17 protein-coding genes are annotated in these 18316 nt (G+C 61.0%); 5 read left to right on the plus strand and 12 right to left on the minus strand.

The genetic code is table 11. The annotated features are described in order from the left end of the window. Window positions 1-43: 43 nt before the first annotated feature. The gene (locus M1E10_RS00610) at window positions 44-877 is read right to left on the minus strand and encodes a Rossmann-fold NAD(P)-binding domain-containing protein (protein WP_499173089.1); all 834 of its coding nucleotides are present in this window, start codon (window positions 875-877) and stop codon (window positions 44-46) included. Between the two features lie 97 nt (window positions 878-974). On the opposite strand from M1E10_RS00610, the gene M1E10_RS00615 reads away from it, so the two are divergent. Further along, a complete protein-coding gene (locus tag M1E10_RS00615) occupies window positions 975-1871 on the plus strand; it encodes a LysR family transcriptional regulator (RefSeq protein WP_499173090.1) in 897 nt (298 codons plus the stop codon). A gap of 215 nt (window positions 1872-2086) precedes the next feature. Then, window positions 2087-2554, plus strand: a complete 468-nt coding sequence (locus M1E10_RS00620; RefSeq protein ID WP_499173091.1) for a DUF6152 family protein — start codon at window positions 2087-2089, stop codon at window positions 2552-2554. A gap of 117 nt (window positions 2555-2671) precedes the next feature. On the opposite strand, the gene M1E10_RS00625 is transcribed toward M1E10_RS00620, so the two are convergent. Then, window positions 2672-3589, minus strand: a complete 918-nt coding sequence (locus M1E10_RS00625) for a LysR family transcriptional regulator (protein ID WP_499173092.1) — start codon at window positions 3587-3589, stop codon at window positions 2672-2674. Between the two features lie 277 nt (window positions 3590-3866). On the opposite strand from M1E10_RS00625, the gene M1E10_RS00630 reads away from it, so the two are divergent. Continuing rightward, on the plus strand, window positions 3867-4301 hold the full coding sequence (locus M1E10_RS00630; protein WP_499173424.1) for a carboxymuconolactone decarboxylase family protein: 435 nt from the start codon (window positions 3867-3869) through the stop codon (window positions 4299-4301). An 89-nt stretch (window positions 4302-4390) separates the two neighbouring features. Here the strand turns inward: M1E10_RS00630 and M1E10_RS00635 are convergent, their stop codons facing one another. The 7 genes from M1E10_RS00635 to M1E10_RS00665 all read right to left on the minus strand — a co-directional run bounded on the left by M1E10_RS00635 (window position 4391) and on the right by M1E10_RS00665 (window position 12698). Continuing rightward, on the minus strand, window positions 4391-4849 hold the full coding sequence (locus M1E10_RS00635) for a class I SAM-dependent methyltransferase (RefSeq protein WP_499173093.1): 459 nt from the start codon (window positions 4847-4849) through the stop codon (window positions 4391-4393). A gap of 377 nt (window positions 4850-5226) precedes the next feature. Beyond that, on the minus strand, window positions 5227-7536 hold the full coding sequence (locus M1E10_RS00640; RefSeq protein ID WP_499173094.1) for a xanthine dehydrogenase family protein molybdopterin-binding subunit: 2310 nt from the start codon (window positions 7534-7536) through the stop codon (window positions 5227-5229). A 9-nt stretch (window positions 7537-7545) separates the two neighbouring features. Then, window positions 7546-8010: a (2Fe-2S)-binding protein gene (locus M1E10_RS00645; RefSeq protein WP_499173095.1), complete on the minus strand. Its 465-nt coding sequence runs from the start codon at window positions 8008-8010 to the stop codon at window positions 7546-7548. 149 nt (window positions 8011-8159) lie between these two features. After that, window positions 8160-9788, minus strand: coding sequence for a class I SAM-dependent methyltransferase (locus M1E10_RS00650; protein WP_499173096.1), 1629 nt, complete (start codon window positions 9786-9788; stop codon window positions 8160-8162). A 40-nt stretch (window positions 9789-9828) separates the two neighbouring features. Beyond that, window positions 9829-10803, minus strand: coding sequence for a Rossmann-fold NAD(P)-binding domain-containing protein (locus tag M1E10_RS00655; RefSeq protein ID WP_499173425.1), 975 nt, complete (start codon window positions 10801-10803; stop codon window positions 9829-9831). Between the two features lie 204 nt (window positions 10804-11007). Beyond that, complete coding sequence (locus tag M1E10_RS00660; RefSeq protein ID WP_499173097.1) at window positions 11008-11478, minus strand: DUF2147 domain-containing protein; 471 nt, start codon at window positions 11476-11478, stop codon at window positions 11008-11010. Window positions 11479-11774: 296 nt separating this feature from the next. Then, a complete protein-coding gene (locus M1E10_RS00665) occupies window positions 11775-12698 on the minus strand; it encodes an AraC family transcriptional regulator (RefSeq protein WP_499173426.1) in 924 nt (307 codons plus the stop codon). Window positions 12699-12943: 245 nt separating this feature from the next. Here M1E10_RS00665 and M1E10_RS00670 point away from each other — a divergent pair, with 245 nt between their 5' ends. Beyond that, on the plus strand, window positions 12944-14191 hold the full coding sequence (locus M1E10_RS00670; RefSeq protein ID WP_499173098.1) for an MFS transporter: 1248 nt from the start codon (window positions 12944-12946) through the stop codon (window positions 14189-14191). 71 nt (window positions 14192-14262) lie between these two features. Further along, the gene (locus M1E10_RS00675; RefSeq protein ID WP_499173099.1) at window positions 14263-14415 is read left to right on the plus strand and encodes a hypothetical protein; all 153 of its coding nucleotides are present in this window, start codon (window positions 14263-14265) and stop codon (window positions 14413-14415) included. A 529-nt stretch (window positions 14416-14944) separates the two neighbouring features. On the opposite strand, the gene M1E10_RS00680 is transcribed toward M1E10_RS00675, so the two are convergent. The 3 genes from M1E10_RS00680 to M1E10_RS00690 form a co-directional block, all read right to left on the minus strand. Further along, window positions 14945-16186: a PLP-dependent aminotransferase family protein gene (locus M1E10_RS00680; protein ID WP_499173100.1), complete on the minus strand. Its 1242-nt coding sequence runs from the start codon at window positions 16184-16186 to the stop codon at window positions 14945-14947. Between the two features lie 201 nt (window positions 16187-16387). Beyond that, window positions 16388-17455, minus strand: coding sequence for an ABC transporter substrate-binding protein (locus M1E10_RS00685; RefSeq protein ID WP_499173101.1), 1068 nt, complete (start codon window positions 17453-17455; stop codon window positions 16388-16390). Beyond that, window positions 17452-18255, minus strand: coding sequence for an ABC transporter permease (locus M1E10_RS00690; RefSeq protein WP_499173427.1), 804 nt, complete (start codon window positions 18253-18255; stop codon window positions 17452-17454). Before M1E10_RS00690 ends, M1E10_RS00685 begins: the two co-directional genes overlap by 4 nt. Between the last annotated feature and the right edge of the window lie 61 nt (window positions 18256-18316).

An 18316-nucleotide genomic window follows, 5' to 3' on the forward strand; every position in this document is an offset into this window, starting at 1 on the left:
GGCTTTTCCTTTTTGACATAGGAAGCTGGAGTTTTCTTGCGGGTCAGAGGTCGTCGCGGTCTGCCGAGAAGGCGATCGCGCGCTGGGCTTCAATCGCCGCCAGACGCTGGGCCAGAGCCTTTGAAATCGAAGCATAGGCAGTGCTGCCCAGGGCAAGGCGCAGGGCAGGGTTCGGGCTGTCTGCCGCAGCGATGATTGCAGCCGCAGTGCGGGGACCGTCGCCCTTCAACACGAAGCTGCCGTCGTCGATCATTCGGCGCACGTCACCGGCAGGCGTTTGCAAATAGGCATCCATGGGTGTGGGACGCACCAGACCACCTGCGAAATTCGTCACCGTCGGCCCGGGCTCAGCGATGATGAAGTCGATGCCGAAAGGGGAAACTTCCTGCGCCACGGCTTCCACGAAGCCCTCGATACCCCATTTCGTGGCGTGATAGAGGCTGAAGCCGGGGTAAGCGATTTGCCCACCCTCAGAGGAGACCTGAACGATCCGGCCGCCGCCCTGGCGGCGCAGATGCGGGAGCGTTGCGCGTATGAGCCGGATCGAGCCGGTCAGGTTGGTGGCGAATTGATGGTCGATCTGCGCGTCGGTGACTTCCTCCGCCGCTCCGAAAAGACCATAGCCGGCATTGCTGACAACGATGTCGATCCTGCCCATGCGAGCGAATGCATCGTCCACTGTACGGTGCAGTCCATCGAGGTCCGTCACGTCGAGTCTCATGGAAACGAGGGCTTCCGGATAGCTTTGCTGCAGGTCGGCAAGAGCCGTCTCCTGCCGAACGGTGGCCACGACGCGGTCGCCCCGGTCTAGAAGTTGCTGGGTCATTTCGCGGCCGAGGCCTGACGATGCGCCGGTGATAAACCAAGTTTTAGCCATGAGAGGTCCCTTCCAAGTTGGCTCCCATGATGTAGAGGTGCAGGTTTGGTGACACTATGAGCCCAGTGTCGCATGACTTAGTGAGAAAGGTTCACCAATGTCGCGCCCGAGCCTGAATGATCTGGTGGCCTTTGCTGCCGTCGCCAACCATCGCAGCTTCCGCAAGGCCGCCGAAACCATGGGTGTGTCGCGGTCGGCCCTCAGCCACACGATGAGCGGGCTGGAAAGAAGGCTCGGCGTCAGTCTGCTCAACCGGACCACACGAAGCGTGTCCCTGACGGACGCTGGCGCGCGTCTGCTTTCGCATCTCGGCCCGGTGCTGGAGGACCTGGATACCGCGCTTGATGCGCTTGCGGACGTGCGCGGGACACCACAGGGAATGCTGCGGATCAATGCCAACAGGAGTGGCGCCGCGACCCTGCTTCGTGATGTCATCCCACATTTCATGGTCGAGTATCCGGAGGTCGAGCTCGATCTCGTGTCCGAGGGGCGGCTGGTGGATATCGTCGAGCAAGGGTTTGATGCCGGCGTTCGGCTTTTGGAAGCGGTGCCCCAGGATATGGTCGCGGTCCGGTTCGATGGCGATGTCCGCTTCATTGCAGTCGCTTCGCCGACCTACCTTCAGGGTCGAGACCGTCCTGTCACGCCCGATGATCTGCACAGCCACCGATGCATCCGTCAGCGCCTGCCCAGCGGGAAACGCTACCGCTGGGAATTCTCACGACACGGCGCGGAGATCGCGATCGACGTGCCCGGCCTTCTGTCCCTAGATGACAACGACCTTCTCGTTGACGCGGCATCTCGCGGGCTCGGCATAGCCTATGTGCCGGAGAACGATGCCCGAGCGCTGATCGACGCGCAAAGCCTTGTCGTACTCCTGGAGGACTGGTGCCCGCCCATTGCAGGCCTTGCACTCTACTATCCCCGAAACCGTCATGTTCCGTCGGCGCTGCGGGCGTTCATCGATACACTGAAACGGTTCAGCCGAAACTAAGCTATTCATGTTTTCAGTTAAGCATCGGCCGAGTCGGCTCGATCCGGACATCCTCAGAGTCGGCGATAATAGTCTTGAACAGGGACTGAACTTCAGACAGCGGATCCATGACGTTTTGCAGGATCGCGTTATTTTTCGGGATGATGAAGCATGGATCCTGCGGCGGCTAACGCATAGGCTTCGGGCGACTGGCAACGATGGCGATGGAGCAGAGCATGTTTTTCGAAAGCTTATCACCACGGATGGCTGTCTTGGCAATCGCGCTTGCTATGTCCGGTACTGCACTTGCACATCATGGTGTAACGGGCCGCTACGATGCTTCTCAGCCGATCCTGATTTCCGGCATCGTCACGCAAACCACGTTTTCTCCACCGCATCCGGTGCTTGCGGTGCGCGTCGTAGCTGGCCAAGGGTCTTCGCAAGGCCTTGGACGACCGGAAGAATACTTTGGTCCGGTGGAGGCGCGTCCTCAGGACCTCGACCAGGTGCTCGAAATAGAGCTTTCGCCGGTACGCAGGTTCTATGATCTGGAAGAAACGCTGTGGCCAGGTGACGAGGTAACGCTCGTGGCTCTGCGCAACTGCCGCCCTCCGCACCAATTGCGCAGTACCTGGCTCCGTCTCAGGGACGGGACGGTGGTTTCTTACGACGGCGACTGGGCGCCGGGGGTCGACGGATGTTGACCGATATCTTCGCTATCGGAGCTCCGACTTCCGGACCGACCTATCTGTCAGATGACACGCATTGGCCCGGTAGATTGTTCTCCGCAGAAGGCTTCCGGCCCTACAATCGTCAGGATATCAAGCGTGTACCCGTGGAGGCGAGCTTCCTGAACGGAAGCGGACATGGTCGATGAGCGCCCGGAGTTTCGGGGGAAGATTGCGACGATCGGCGAAATAGAGGAAAAATCCGGGAAACGGGGGAAGATATTCTTCCATCAGTGCGATAAGTTCGCCGCGCTCGATATAGGGCCTGAAGGTCTCTTCCATGCCGAATGTTACGCCGCCGCCCGCGCAGGCTGTCCTGACCATAAGCCACATATCGTTGGTGGTTATTCTAGGCGCGACGGCCATGTTGAAAGCACGACCATCCTCCTCGAATTCCCACCTATAGGGCGCGACGCCAGGTGCTGGACGCCATCCGATGCAGCAGTGCCGGGAAAGCTCCGACGGGTTTGAAGGTACCCCAAAACGTTCGAGATAGGACGGGGCAGCAACAACCAATTGTCTCTGGTCGCTCGAAACGGGCACTGCGATCATGTCCTGTTCGATGACCTCTCCGAGCCTTACGCCGGCGTCATAGCCCTCGGCAACAATATCGAATTCATCGTCCGTTACCGTCACGTCGATCTGCACGGCAGGGTAGGCGAGCGCGAAGCTCGCCAGCAGACCACCCGATATGAACCTCTCGGCGATAGAAGATACGGCGAGCCGCAATTGTCCCGAGGGTTGCGCGTCCTGATCTCGCGCGATGTCCAGTGCGAGCTCGACTTCAGAAATGGCGGGAGCGACACGCTCATACAGCTTAAGTCCTGCTTCCGTCAGGCTCACGCTACGGGTCGTGCGCTGGACGAGGACTACCCCCATGCGATCTTCCATTCGTCGGATGGACTGGCTCACCGCAGAGGGAGTGACTCCCAGCCGATCCGCGGCAACGCGGAAATTCTGGGATTGTGCGACAGCGAGAAAAACGGAGACGAGGTGGAGATCTTTGGCCATTGTGTAGGTGAGCTTATCAAAGCTGTTATCATTCGTAAATTGTTGAAGCGTGCGGCCAGATATAACCTCTGCTTAGCAACAACCGCCTCTGGCGGGGCAACCCCCGAGGTATCACTAAGACCGCGCTTTATCATGGCGGCACAATGGCTCGTGGACTGGTCCGCTTGCGCGGCTGGCGATGAGAGTTCCCAGAATTCACCAGCCTCAACAGGAGAATGATATGTTTTATAATATTCACGCGAAATTTGCCGCCCTCGGCGCGATCACCGTGTTGGGCATGGTACCCAACGCTGCTCACGCTCTGACCGTAGAGGAACGTCGGGATAGAGGAGCGGAGGTCGTGCTCAAGCTAAACAACGGAGTCGCGCAGCAGAATCTGGAAGACATGCGGCAGCAGTTCCCTTTCCTGGCTGAAGCGACCGAGGCTTACGCTCTTGGGGACGTATGGTCGCGGCCCGGCCTGGATGACCGGACCCGCCAGCTCGCTGCGGTGGCGGCATTTGCCTCCATCGGCTTGACCGACTTGATGACCGTGCATGCGGGATATGCCCTCAATGTCGGCGTTTCAGAGGAGGAGCTGAAGGAAATCGTCTACATGATTACGGTTCCTGCCGGCTTTCCGCGGGCAATTGCCGCTTCCCAGGCACTGTCCGCCTTGTTCGCAGAGCGCGCCGAGAACGGTGGCAATCGACCGGCAGGGGCGATGCCGTAAGCCGCTTGCGATCACCCCCTCTTGAAAGGGATCGCCCTCCAGCGCAATGTTGAAGGGCGTACTTTCGCACTGAATGCGCGATCCGTATCCTACGACAATTGAGGGCGTTTCGAGATGCGATAGACCGCTGCTGGCGGTATGTTGTTGGGCGTCCAGCCAATGCGCACCGCCTTTAGTCCCAGGCGATCTAGAATTCGGCGCGGCACGGGGCAGCGCGGGCCATAGGTGAACTGATAGAAGCCGGAATGGGCCTCCATCAGATGAAAGCAGCTCCGCAGGATGGCCATCACCTTTCGCGGCGACATGGACAGCAATGGCAAGCCACTGACGGTCGCGCCGTAGGTCACGTTGCCTTCAAGATGCCGACCAAGCCGGCCGGCGTCCAAGCTCAAAACGCTCGCTGAGGGATAGCGGCCCTTCAGCATCGTCACAAAGCCGGCCTCCTGCTCGATCAGTATCAGATCCCGTTCCAGCACGCCCCGTTCCAGGAGCATATCGGTGAAGACCCCGGTTCCAGGGCCAAGTTCGATCACCCGTCCCGTGTCCACGCCGATGTCCCGCGTGATCAGTTGAGCAAGCGATCTGCTCGAGGGCGTAACCGAGGCCACACGCAAGGGGTCTTGAATCCATGCTCTCAGAAACCTGACCCGATCGGATGGCGGACAGGCGGTGTTCATCTGCGGACCTACTGGCATGCGCTATCCTCTGTGGTGGTCTTCGCACACTGTGGTGCGGGGAAAACTCTCGCCGGCCTCACGCTTGCGCCGTCGGCCGGATGACAATCTCGCTGACATCAACCGGCTGAGGTTGGTCTGTTACATAATCGATCGCGGCAGCGACGGCCTCTGCTGACATTTCGACCGCGGCCGCTCTTGCACCCGGTGATCACGACGGCCGTTCCGGCTTTCACTGCTGTCTTCCCGTCTTACGCTTTGAGAACCAAGCGTGTGCGGCGTTCGCCGATCGTCTCGGTCATTGCCAGCGGCAAAGATCGAAGCCGCCTGCCGCTGGCAGCGTAGATTGCGTTGGCCAATGCCGCAGCCACAGGCACAATTCCCGGCTCGCCAGCGCCACCCGGGGGCAAGTCGCTTGCCATGATCTCGACGATCACGTCCGGTGCGTCCGCAAGCCTCATCATGGGGAAGTCGTGAAAATTGGATTCCACCACGCCGCCACGCTCGATCGTGATGCTGCTCATAAGGGTGGTGGTCACGCCGAAGAGGATGCCGCCCTCCATCTGCGCCACAACGGCATCGGGGTTGACCACCATGCCGACATCGACAGCACAGAACACGCGATCGACGGTCACTTCGCCGTCCGGCGCTACCGTAACTTCTGCCACCTGGGCGACGATGCTGCGGTAGCATTCCTCTATAGCGACGCCCCGTCCTTGTCCCACCAGCAATGGCCCGCCCCAGCCGGACATCTCCGCGACCCGGTTCAGGACTGCCAGATGGCGCGGATTGTCTCTGAGGAGTGCCCGCCGGTAGTCCAGCGGATCCGTGTCTGCGGCGAGCGCGCATTCGTCGATGAAGCTCTCGGTGAAGAAGGTGTTGAAGGAAAAGCCGTTCGAGCGCCAGAAGCCGATCGGCATATGGCTTGGGACGTTCTGGCTTCGCATGCGTCGGCTCGGGATGGTGTAGTGACGCTTGTCCAGACCCTCGACCGTCAAGGCGTCGCCTTCAGGACCGGGGTTGACGGGCAGATTACGGCCGGCGATCGAATCGATCACCGACTGTGTCGCGACCAGGGCATCATAGGCGAGAGGCAGTCCATCAGGTCCCAGAGCCGCTCTTAACCGCGCTGCCGCGTGACTACGGTACAGCCCGCGTGCCGTGTCCTCTTCGCGAGACCACATGACCTTGACCGGTCGCCCCCGATGCCGGGCCGCCAGAAAGGCCGCCTGGGCAACCACATCCTGGTCGCTGCGGCGGCCAAAGGCGCCGCCGTTCATCGTCACGATGCAAGTTACTGTCTCGGGCTCCACACCCGCCCATCCAGCACCCTTGAACACTCCCTGGCGTATCGCAAAGGGAGACTGCGAGGGCACCCAGGCTTCCGAAGACCCGTCCTGCCGGACGATCACCGTCGCATTCATGGGCTCCATGCAGGCATGGGTAACGAAAGGGACGGTGTAGCTGGCTTCGATGACGGACGCGGATCCGCCCGTGAGGACGGACTCCACGTCGCCGTCATCGATATGCCCGTAGGGTGCTTCGCTCTCTAGCGCCGATTGCAGTCTCGCGGACATGTCTGCGCTAGTGACGGTGTCGGCGTCCGTCTGCGTCCATGCGATGTCCAGCAGCCAGGCAGCCTGTTCTGCCCGCCACCAGGAGTTGGCGACGATGGCCACCTGACGGCTGTCGATGATCACCAGATCCAGCACGCCCGGGGCGGAGCGGACGGCAGCTTCGTTGACAATACCTGCCACCTGCGCACCGAAGACAGGTGGATGGCGGATCGCGGCATGAAGCATGTCGGGCTGAACGACATCTGCGCCGAACACCGGCTCGCCGCGGACCTTGGCGGGCAGGTCGACACGCGGCTGGGATCTGCCGATCAGCCGCCACTCGCTGGCCGGCTTCAACACTGGTTCGTCCGGCGGTGGCAGCACGGCAGCCTCGCTGGCCAGTTCGCCGTAGGACAGGCTGCGGCCGGATGCCTCGTGGAGGACAAAGCCATCTCGGGTCGAGAGTTGCGCCATGGGCACGCCCAGGCGAGACGCCCCGGCAGTGAGCAGCATATGGCGCGCCGAAGCGCCAGCCACGCGCATGGGATGCCACATTCCCATCGTCGATCCCGACGCGCCGGTGGCGATGAAGCCGAGCTGGCCGATTACCCGGCGCCCAAGCCAGACGACGGGCCCTGACGCTTCTTCCGGTCGCACCTGAAGCATGTTGAACCAGACGGAATAGGCAGGCAGGGGTTCGACCGGAAATTCGACGCTGATGCGCCCGTCGAAGGGGATGTCGAGTTCCTCGGCCACCACCATGGCGAGACCGGTGTGAATACCCTGGCCCATCTCGGTCTTCGGCACGTTGACGACCACCCTGCCATCGGCATGGATCACAACGAAGGCATTGAGCACACCGCTGTCACCGTCGACATGGCCGCCAAGCCCGTCCACATCGACGGTGGCAAGATAGCCGACACCGCCGACGGCGGCGACGAGTGCGGTCCCGGCGACGGCAGCACCGGTCAGGAGAAAGGCACGTCGTGAAAGAAGTCGCGGCATGGGAGCTCCTCAGACCGGAGTGAGCGCGTCGGCGGCGCGATGGATAGCTTTTCGGATGCGGGGATAGGTGCCGCAGCGACAGATATTCGTGATTGCCTCGTCGATCTGCGCATCACTCGGGCGCGGCACCTGGGCCAGCAAGGCGGTGGCGGCGATCAGGAAGCCTGCCTGGCAGAAGCCGCACTGGGGAACCTGTTCGTCGATCCATGCCTGCTGCAGTACCGACAGCGTTCCGTCCTCGCTCGAAAGCCCTTCCACCGTGACGATCGACGACCCGGCGAGGCTGCCCAGGGGAACGGCACAGGAGGGCCTCGATTCACCGTCGATCAGCACGCGGCAGGCGCCGCACTGTGCAATGCCGCAGCCATACTTGGGGCCGAGCAGCCCGAGATCTTCCCGCAGCGCCCAGAGGAGCGGCTTCTCGTCTTCTGCGTCCACCTCATAGAGGGTGCCATTGATGGTGACGGATACCATACTGAGCTCCTGACTTTGGTCGGCAGGCATGAGGTCGACGACCGGACTACGCTGCTTGTTTGAACCCCATCCTAGGTCCGGATGACCGGACACCACCATGCCCATAGATCGGGAAAATCTGCCTGATCCTCTGAAGGCAGTGAGGTGGTTCATCCCGCCATCAGACTTGTCCGCTGCGGAACGGGATCCTGACGCTCGTCAGCCTCTTCAGGCATCGGAAGGATGCTTGTGACGGGAGGATCGATGATCTGAAGGGCTTCCAGCAGGGGCTTGTCGTAGGCCAGGAATTTGGTCGCCGAGGCACGAATGACCTTCAGGTTGTCCTCCTTCGTTTCGAGCCTCTTGCCGTCTCTGGCAAGGTGCTCACCAAGGCCTTCCAGAAAGTCCCAGACCTGCTCCGCCAGAGCGTCGGCGGTGGTCCTTCCTTGCATCAGAGCGAGGACGAAATGCTGGGACATCTGCGATATCGCGATCCCGCCGCCGGTTATCGGGGACACCATATGCCGCAGGTCCGAACTCACACGTGCGCGTTGCAGGATTTGGCCATTGAGAGCCCGGCACTGCGCCGTCACGGTCTCCGAGGGAATTTGCGCCGGAGCCACGAAGCCTGCACCCGTGAGCACTGTCAGGAGGTCCACCACGTCTTGAGGTTTCAGCGCCTGCAGCCTGGGATGATGATGAAGTTCACGGACGGTTTTCGGCCTGTAGTTCTCATCGGACATGGCCTCGATGATCAGGTCGTAGGTGCCTGCTGGCAGTTCCACCTCTCCCCTGCCGCAGGGGATCTTTTTGGGAATGTCGATCAAGGGGACTGAGAGAACAAATGCCTGCGCGTGCCAGGCGTCACGATGCTCAGGGCCTGAAAACGGACGTGCGCCCTTGATGAAGACATCGGTGCGGAAGCGTCTGTTGATCATATAGTCGCGCACGGTCTCGCGCATGATGGGATGGCCGATCTGCGATACGAGCTTTACTCCGTCGTCGCTCAGTTGGAACGCGTCGATGCCGTCCAGCAGGCGTGCCGACCCCACATAGGTCAACTTGGCGTTGTCGAGACTCCGTACCATGTCGGAGAAATGCTCGAGGTGCCAATCGACGTTCAGGTACTCATGCGCAACATAGTTGCGCCCCTGTCGCGCCATGTCCTTCAGGTGTTGCCTGGCGAAAGGGTTTTCCCGGAAATAGAGCGAACCTGCATTGGCGATTTCTTCGACGACGGAAAATGCACCTTCGATCATGTCCATCGGTTTGGACATCTTGCCCCCGCCGTTGGTCTGGTAGAGGGACATTAGCTGGCGGATCGGTATGACTGGGGCCCAGCCGGGCAGGCAGTTGTAGCTGATATAGGCTATGCCACCGGGGCGGAGCTTGCGCCGGATGATGCCGGTGATCACCGCCCTGTTCTTCTCCGAAATCCAGCTCCAGATGCCGTGCAGGGCAATCACGTCGAAATCGGGCAGGTCGGTCCGCTCAGCAAGTTCCTCGAAGGAATCGTCGAACAGTCGGATGTCGGCTCCGGACGTTTCGGCAAGTTTGCGGGCCTCTACCGTCTGCGCCGGATTGAAGTCCGTTCCCCAGTACGAGCCGGAAGACGCGGCAGCATGAAAATTGATTGATACACCTTGTCCGAAACCAAGCTCGAGATAGCTGGGATTTTTCGGCAACTGCGCCTCGACGCCGTTACAGAGGCAGGCGAGCCGCAGCATTGCAGGGTTCATTTCGGAATAGTAGCCGTGCGTGTAACTTAGATCCGTGAAATACCCGTTTGACCATGCCATCCATTCAATCCTCAACGCCGACCTACGGCTGCAGCAGCCTTCATTCCCCGGCACGCGCCGCAGGCTGGCTGCTTCCGGCACCATCGGAGATCTGGGTAACGTCAGAAAATGTCACGCCGGTCAGTTCCAGTGATCGCTCCCAGAGTTGGGCTGCGACCGCTATGTCCAGCGCTTGCTTGGGGGGATTTTCTTCTTTCGGATAACCACGCGTCCCGGCCAGTCTGTCGGGCCCATAGTAGGCGCCAGTCTTGGCAGCTGGGTCTGTCGCTGCGAAGAGGGTTGGCAGGGCACCTTGCCATACGGGCTGATACAGGAACCAGAGATAGGTTCGCGTCAGCCCGGCCAGGCTCGCCTGTCCTGCGCCGTTGGGGATCAGGTCAGTGCGGGAAATGCCGGGATGCGATGCGAAGCTCTCTACACCCCATCCTGCTGCCTTGCTTCGCCGGCTCAGCTCGAAAGCGAACATAATGCAAGCGAGCTTCGACTGCGCATAGATCGGAAACGGCTTGTACTCGCGTTGGGCGTTAAGGTTGTCGAGGTCGATCGCGCCGCTGCGGGCTGCAACGCTGCCCAAAGTGACGACGCGGGGCTTTGTACCGCTCCTCAGCAGCGGCATCAGATGCGCCGTCAGAGCAAAATGGCCGAGATAGTTCGTTCCGAACTGCAGTTCGAAGCCGTCGAGGGTCTCGCGACGCTGAGGCGGGGTCATAACGCCGGCATTGTTGATAAGAAGGTCCAGGCTACCCTGCTCCTGCGCAAGCTGCGTGCCAAATTCCGCAATCGAGTCAAGGCTCGCAAGATCGACTCGCCCAAACCGTATCTGCGCGCCGGGAACTGCACCCCGGATTGCGGTGACGGCGGCGGCCCCTTTCAAGAGATTGCGCCCGGCGAGCACCACATTTGCGCCGGCCCGGGTGAGGGCCAGTGCTGTCTCAAAACCCAGGCCTCCAGTGCCGGTCACGACCGCAGAACGTCCCAGTTGCGGTGGAATATTCTGTGATGTCCACTTGGTCATTGGCAAATCCTTGCTTTCCTGTGCCATCGCGGCTTCCGGTCTTCATCAAACCCGGCAGTGCTTCGCGTTGTTCGTCGCCAGCATGCCCATGGCACGGCCTATCGCCATGCCTGAACGCGCAAGAAATCTGCCTGATCCTGTATCTGCGCGCATTGGCACGATCGTGCGGTGGGATCTTCCCGTCGCGCTTCAAGCGGTGCCCATTTATTGCGCGCGGCGCAGAACCATGGTTCGGCCGAGCGCGGGAGTGCCCATATAGGCGCGCAGTTCCATCGTCTCGTCGACCATGGTAGCGCGCGCGGAATGGGTCCGACCGGTGGCGCCGCTGTAAAACCTGCCGTCTTCCCAGCGCCCATCACCGGCATCCCATTTGAGGCCTTCCAGGAAGACGATACCTTCCAGCGAGCGGCTTCTGAGGCTTGGGTCCGGGTTGAGGGTATCCTTCTTGAAGGTCGCGCCGTCCGCTTCCATCAGCAGTTTCCCGTAGAGAATGCGGGCAGCATAGCTGTCACCGGCCTCGAACATCTCGAGTTTGACGGACCCGTCAACAGCTTCCCAGGCACCCAGGATCTCACTTGGAGACTTCGCTTGTGCGAAGGCATATCCGGACGGGAGCACGCTTGTTCCTGCGAGGACCACGAGGGTGAACGCAGATCCTCTTATCCACTTCAACATTATCTTTTGCCTTTCTCCAGGACGGTTTGCAGTCCCAACCAGGTTTACGATTGACCGGTCGCGCCACAAGCTACTCGCCGGCTGTAGACTGGCGAATGCCGAATGCCGCAAATTTCCTGCCTGATCAGGGCGCAGCCGCGAGTCATCGATCTCGTGGAGATGCGCTGAGCGTCCGTTCAGGACTTGGCAAGGGGCAAAGACCACCGCGCAGACACGGGCAGGGCGCCAGGCAGGTGATGCCCGGCGCCCGTCATGTAGAAAGATGTCTCAGAGAGCGGCTTCTGGAGCCTGCCGGCTCAGGCGCTGCGTGCCTTGCGGCTTGCGTACTGGCTATACATACGCTGATGGTTCAAAGCGTCCTGCTTTGGAGCGACCCCGAACATCCGCGAGTATTCGCGGCTGAACTGCGAGGCGCTCTCGTAACCGACTTTATAGGCCGCTTGCTCCACACTTGCTGCCTCGGCTACCATCAGGCGCCGCGCCTCCAGAAGGCGCAACTGCTTCTGGAACTGGAGCGGCGTTACCGAGGTAATTAGCTTGAAGTGTTGATGGAACGAAGAGAGGCTCATACCCGCTACCTCTGCCATCTGTTCCACGCGCAGTGTCTGCGCAAAATTATCGCGCAGAAAATAGATGGCTCTGCCGACCCGCATGATGTTGGATTCCGGTAAAGCCAGATGGCAGAGGTCGGCTCCGTTGGGGCCGGTAAGCAGCCAATAGCAGATTTCGCGCATCACCGAAGGATAGAGGATGGGGATCGCCTTTGGCGTCTGGCACATGCGGATCAGGCGCTGGACGCAATCAGCCAGTGGTGCGTCAATCTGGGCCACGAACACGCAGGGCCCCGGGCCGGCCGGTTCGACCGGCGGCGTGTCCAGATGCTCCAAGACCTCGCGCAGCATGGCGACATCGAGGTCTATCGTGATACCGATGTAGGGCGCTTCCGCGCTCGCCTCGACGACGCGTCCGCTCGCCGGCATCTCCATGCTGACAACCAGGCACTGCATAGCGCCATAGTGGAGCCGATCCTCACCGAAGAGAATTTCTTTGGCGCCTTTCAGGACCACGCAGAGCGAGGGCCGGTAGATCTGCCGCATGGGCATCCGCTCTTGGAAGGATCGGATGATATGGACGCCACCAAGCTGTGTCGGGAAAAGACCTTCGCCGCCGCCCTGACTGTCCAGGTAGCCTGTGACTTCTGCAAGAAGAAATGATGACACCTGAGCCCCCGATCTGAGCGAAGGCCAGCGCAGCACGCGGCGTTCGTCAGGAAGGCTATCGGAATGTGCAGAAATAGGCAAGTTTAACGGGGTATTCGGCATTCTTGTCATACGACCAATCCTCTAGCTTCAGGGTGCCGCCTAAGCTGGGATGTGATCATCATGCAAAAGATTCTGCTCGAGTCAATAGATATTCGAATTTTTCCTGCAATAGCGGACTGCTTCTAATACTGGAATCGTTTCGAATGGAATTCGTGAATGGATGGCGTTTAGCTTTAGTCCTTTTTGCTTTGTTTCTTGTTAGCCTTCTATCTCAGGTCGACAGGATGCTTCCCTATGTTGTCGCGGAAGCGATAAAAAAAGATCTTGATCTCAGTGATACGCAGGTAGGCCTGCTCACGGGGGTCGCCTTCGCAGTCTGCTACACGCTTCTTTCGTTGCCACTGGCGCGCGCGGCTGATCGTGGATCGCCCCGGCTGGTGCTGGTCTTGTGCATCCTCGGCTGGAGCGCCATGACCGCCCTTGGCGGCCTAGCCGCCAGTTTCCTGTTCCTGGCTTTTTCCAGGTTTGGCGTTGCGTTCGGCGAGGCCGGTGGGACGCCGGCCGGACATGCGATCATAACCCGCAAGGTCAGGCCTGATCGCCGTGGCCTGGCGATCGGGCTCTTTGCCATGGGAATTCCGCTCGGCACCATGATCGGGTTTTCCGTGGGAGGCGCGATCAGCGATATGATGGGTTGGCGTGCTGCCTTGATTGGCGCGGGAATGATTGGCGGCCTGATCGCTCTCTTGACATTCGTCGTCGTGGGACCGACGCCGCCGCTCGATGACAAGGAGCTCCGCGGCGAGCAGTTCTTCCGGTCAAGCCTGCGGCTGCTTTCCTCCCCGGCGTTCCGCTGGCTATTCATCGGCGCGATCGCCGGCAGTTTCGCTGCGGCACCGTTCTACGCATTCATAGCGACATTCCTGATCCGCACCCATGGGTATAGCGCAAGCGAGGCGGGCCTGGCTTTCGGGCTCCTGCAGGGCATGATGGGCGTTGCCGGAACCCTGATCGGCGGCCGGTTGTTCGACCGCGCCGTGCGCTCGGGAACCGGGCGGGTGCTCGGGCCTCCAGGCGTTGTTTTCCTGATCGCCAGTGTCACGATAACGGCTGCACTGTTCGCGCCGACAGGATGGGTTTCAATCCTGCTGCTGGTGCCGAGCATGTTCTCGTTTGCCTTCATGCTGCCATGGGGCTTTGGTGCTGCGCATCTGGTCGCCGGCAAGGGCAGGGAGGCCATGGCGACGAGCCTGGTGATGATTGGCTCCGGCCTACTTGGACCGGCCTTCGGACCGCTGATCGTCGGTCTGGTCAGCGATGCAGCGACAGCGGCGCAACTCTCCAATGGCCTTGCTTTGGGACTGCTGACCATCCCCGTTGCCAGCGTGCTGACCGGCCTGGTGCTGCTGATCGCAAACCGGCGCATCGCCGTCTGGCTTCAGCAGCGCTAATTGGGGTTCTCGCCTGTGCTGCAAACTCCCTGTCATCTATCGATCACCTTCCCGGCAGCAGCACATAACGGGTGTCTGCGTCGAGCGTTGCCGAAGACAGCGGTGTTCTTGAGGCCGCCTTCGACGGCAATCACGGCTGGTTCTGGCGCAACCGCACCAGCGATCCGGTGACGGTAACGCTGAAGACGGATGGAGCCTACAGCGACATCAAAAGAATGATGTAGCAACACCTGCGCAACAAGGCTCCACCCGAACGGGTGGGGCCATCCTGTGACCGCTTGTGCGCAAAGCGAGGACTGCTGTCAGCTCTAAGAACATCTGTGGCTATATTTCCTTGCGCATGATCTGGAACTCATTACCGTTCCTCTCAAAGATTTCAGCTGTCATCCACCCCGCCCTTTCGTGGAGCCTGTGGGCATTTGCGGCGTAGAGCGTCAGCCCTCCAATCCCTATTCTCTAGCGAAAGCTTCAAGTTCAGCGACGAGCCGCAATGCATGTCCTACGCCAAGATAGGCCGTCGCGACGTACAAGCCAGCGGCATCTCACCGTGCCGATCCCGACAGTGCCCTGCGGCATCGTACGCTTCAATCCTGCAGCCTTGCTCGATGCAAACACGAGCGGCTGTCTCCGCATTGGCGGCGCCAGCAGCGGTCCCAATGTGTGGTCCTTTTGCTGCTGGGCGTTGACATGGCCGCGGAGCCACTATCGCCCCTGGACTGCTGACGGACCAGCATTGAAGTTACGGGTCGCCCGTTACCGCGTCACCGTCCGTATGTCGTTGATGATCTCGCTGATCGCTGCCACCAGGTCCCTGATCTGCTGCTGCGTATGGTCGCTCGTCAGGCAGATGCGGATCCCCGCCTCGCCACGGGCGACGGTGGGGAAGAAGATGGCCGAGGTGTAGAAACCGTTCTCAAGCAATTGACGCGCCGCGGCAACCGCAAGCAGTTCATCGCCGATGCGCACGGTGCGAATGGGGAGGATAGACGACCCCTGGTCGGTCGGCAGCAGAGCATCCAGCAAGGCAAGGTTGTTGCGCAGTGACTGCTGTCGAAGCGCAAGTTCGGCCGATCGGTGGAGAGCCGCAGACGCCAATGCGGCGCCGATTGCGGCCGTGTTGAGGGACGCGGAAAAGGCATAGGCGATGGCAAAGCGCCGAAACAAAAGCTCCTGGTGGGCCGTCCCAAGCATGACCATTCCGCCCGAGGCACCAAATCCCTTGCCCAGGGAGGCGGCGACGATGGTGCGCTCGCCAAGCTTGCCCAATATGCTGCGGGCAAAGCCGGCCCCGTTGCGACCGTCGATCGAGATCCCATGCGCGTCGTCGACGTATAGGAACAGGCCGTATTTCGCCTGCAGCGAACGCAGGGCCTCCAGGGGGGCATGACCACCCATCGAATAGACGCCGTCGCAGACATAGGCGACCTGATGATGGCTCTTGCACAAAGCTTCAAGCGCGTCGAGATCGTTGTGAGCGATGGTTTCGACGGTGGTTTCCTCGGCGACAACGGCCTTATGATGCGCCAGTGTCGCATGCGCCAGCCGGTCGAAGACCATGACCGGCTTTCGCCCGCTCGTCATATGGCCAGAGGCCAGAAGCGGCAGTGCGCTCATGTTGGCGGCCAGCACAGTCGTGAAGGTGATAACGCGGGCGTCGAACAGGCTGGAGAGCTCCGCCTCCAACCGTCCCAGAATGCTGAAGTTCAGTCGTGTGCGCGCACACGACCAGTGCAAGGCACCACTGTCGCGTACTGTTCTGGCAGCGGCCTCGATAATGGAGGGATGGTTGTCGAGGCCAAGGTAGGAGCAGCGGACGAAGTCGACAACTGTTGCTCCGGTGGCCGGCAACTGCACGCAACGCCCTGTCGTCGGCGTGGCATAGAGTGCCATAATACCTTGATAGTGCGCGGCCTCGAAAGAACCGCTTGCCGCGTCGATCATCGTCGCCGTGTTGCGACCGCTGCGACGTTGCGTGCTCCTCTGCTCATCTCGCATGGCTTGCCTCCCAATGGCTCTGCAAGCCCGTGAGTTGGTCACGGCACACCGGCATTGACCACGAAGACACCGGTAAGAATTCGACAAGACTTCAACTGGGCCTGCTCTGCTGCCGCTGCGGTTGCAGTGTTACCGCCATGCTTTCCTGTGGCGGGAACTGGCCATGCCTTGAGGCTTGCCGGTCCTCGCGCTCAGGCCTGTTCAGCGAACCCAATTGTTCCAGCGCTGCAGGAGCATGGCTGCATTGGCATTGATCCATTCGGCGTCGGGGACAATGACGTGCTTGCTGATCTCGTCGGTGGTCGGCATTGACCGGCGCGCCTCCTCAGACATCAGGGCAATCGCATCGGCGCTGGGCGGCGTGCACGACAGAGTGCTGCAGGCCTGGGCCTGGACCGACGGGTTGTCGAGCCAATAGGCGATCAGCTTCAGGGCATTGTCGCGATTTGGCGCGCCCTTGATGAGGGCGATGCGGTCACCGACGAGAAACGCAGCTTTGTAGGACCAGGCGATCGGCAGACCCTCGTCTTTCATCGATCTGGCCCGCGTCAGCCAAATCTGGCCCAAATCGTAGTCACCATTGCGAAACCCTTGAACGCTCTGGTCACCGGTTTTCCACCACAGCGTCACCTCGTCGCGGATGGTGTCGAGTTTCGCAAAGGCTCTGTCGATGTCGAGCGGAAACAGCTTGTCCTTCTCGACCCCGTCGGCCAGCAAGGCTGCGGCAAGCACCCGCCAGGGATCATCGAAGTTGGGAAAGGCACGACCGCCGGCAAACCTTTGCGTATCCCACATATCGGCCCAGGTTTCCGGCTGCGCCGGCCAATTGCCGTCGGTACGATAGGCCAAGAGGGTTGCCGTCGACTGCAACAGGGCACCACCCGGGGCGCAGGCATTGCTGACCAACCCGGCATCGGCGGCATAGTCGGCGCAAAACGGCGACAGGTCTTCGGTGACCTGCCGGTGGGCATCGGAGGCTGCCTGGATTTCGCCTTCGAGATAAAGGTCCCAGGTGACGTTTCCGGCCCGAACCATGGCTGACGCCTTGGCGCGCATTTCCGCATTGGTGGCCGACACCACCTGCACCGCAATCCCTGTCGCTTGTGTGAAGGGATCGAACCAGGCTTGCTTGAGGGCGCGGTCATAGGCGCCGCCGGTGGAAGCGATAATCACCTGCTCTTGGGCGGCGGCATGGGTGGTGCCACAGGCGAGCGTGACGGTGAGGGTCAGGCCTGCAATGGCATTTCGAATCGATCTGGTGGTGGTCATTCCGGTCGTCCTTCCTTGCTGTTGATACGGCGGGCACTGGAGATGAGGTGGGCAATGCCGATGAGGCAGAGCGAGGCCGAGACGATCACCGTCGACGCGGCGGCGATCACGGGAGTGAGGTTGAAGTCGATGTCCTCGAACATCTTGCGGCCGATCGGCTTTCCGCCCGCGTCCGAAAGAAAGAAGGCGACGGTCGCTTCGTCGAAGGAGGCAATGAAAGCAAACACTGCGCCGGCCGCGATGCCTGGCGTGATATTCGGCATCGTTATCAGCATAAAGGTCTGAGCCCGGGAGGCGCCGCAATTGAGCGCCGCCAGCTCCAGGGCCGGATCGAGGCGCTGCAGGGCAGCAGTGACGGTAATGACGACGAAGGGGACGGCAAGCACCGTATGGGCGACCAGAAACCCGACAAAGGTCCCGGTCAGGTGCAGCGGCGAGAAGACGAGGTAAAGGGCGACGCCGAGCACGACGTGCGGAACGATCATCGGCCCCAGGGCCATCGCCTGCACCAGGCCCTTGAACGGCAGGTCGCCCTTGCCAATCGCCAGCGCCGTCAGCGTTCCCACGACAGTCGCCGCCACGGAGGTCGCGAGCGCGATCTGCAGGCTGAACCAGGTCGACGCCATCCAGTCGGCATCGGAAAAATAGGCTCCATACCAGCCAAGCGTCAGTCCTTCGGGCGGGAACTGCAGATAGGCGGTGTCGCTGAGTGACATCGGCACAATGATCAACGTCGGCAAGACGAGGAACACGAGGATGGCGGCAACCACGGTGGCGGCGACGGCTTTGGCGATCGCCATGCCGCCGCCGTGTCTTGGTGACCGGGCCGGTGCAACGGCTGGCCCGGCGGCGGCGATCGGT

The sequence above is a fragment of the Rhizobium sp. PK7-22 genome, assembly GCF_056530405.1.